The organism is Oleiphilus sp. HI0086 (genome assembly GCF_001635225.1).
The window spans coordinates 1-955 of sequence record NZ_LWFZ01000128.1; the positions used below are offsets into that span (position 1 = coordinate 1).

Here is a 955-nt window from a genome sequence, read left to right on the forward strand (position 1 = left end):
AGGAGGCTTTTGTTCAAGGATAACGGGCGAGGCTGGGTGAGTGATGTTTTTCATTGGTATCCTGTTTTGTTATTTTACCTTCGACTTCAGTACAAACGCTTCAAAGTCCTTGTCGATGCCGAATACATGTCTTTGTAACCACTCTCGCAGAAATATTGAAATAGATTCACGAACCAGAGCGTCAAACTTACCCATACTGTTTACCATGTCATCCAGTTCATCACGAAATTGATTGTGCGCTTTAATATGGGCTTCGGTTTTGGGGTAGTTAAGTTGGAGCATGTAGGCTTCTTCGAGACAGAAGTGGTGGTCGGCGTAGCTGGACAGCCGGGTAAAGATTTCTTGGCCGGAATTAGGGGCCTTCAAGGCATCAATCAGCCTGAAAAGCTCTTGGTGCTGAGTGTCTTGCCAAATTAGCTCGCTGGTCTTTTCCATTACTGAACTCTACCCAAGTGAAGGTGCACGTTAGTATGAGTCTAGTTTAGAAATAGAAAAGTTGTCTGCAAATTGAACGGTGTAATATTAGGCGTTATTGTAAAAAATAAGGGTCTTACTCTGTATCGAGTTAAACATCCCGGCTAAATCTGTAGGCAGAGCCTTTCATGGCTCGCTGAGGTTTAGCGCGAGGCATCGACTAGCGAGGGGTGGAACCCTCTGCCTACATGAGGCCATTTTTTAGCTCTACAGCGCCTAACGTACTGCACTATCGTTTAAGGGGATGTATAACTTTATCCAAGCCCTCAATTTTAATCTCAAGCGTCAGTTCAAGCAGTGTACCTAGCTCGCCGCTCGGAAAGCCTTTTTTTCTGAACCAGAGTAAATATTCTTCAGGTAGATCGATTAAACGACGGCCACCGTACTTCCCGAAGGGCATTTGTGTATTGGCTATTTTTACCAGGTGCTGCTTTTCGATCATGTGTTGATAATAACTCGCATGGCTTGAACTTCTAGCCCT

The 955-nt window shown here is 44.6% G+C and carries 2 protein-coding genes; both read right to left on the minus strand.

Annotated elements, in window-relative coordinates; genetic code table 11:
• Window positions 1-69: 69 nt before the first annotated feature.
• Window positions 70-435 (minus strand): hemerythrin family protein, encoded by a 366-nt coding sequence (locus A3756_RS01860; protein WP_068509286.1) that lies wholly within the window; start codon window positions 433-435, stop codon window positions 70-72.
• 268 nt (window positions 436-703) lie between these two features.
• Window positions 704-955: DUF3820 family protein (locus tag A3756_RS01865; protein WP_368664559.1), on the minus strand; the 252-nt coding region annotated here is incomplete at its 5' end.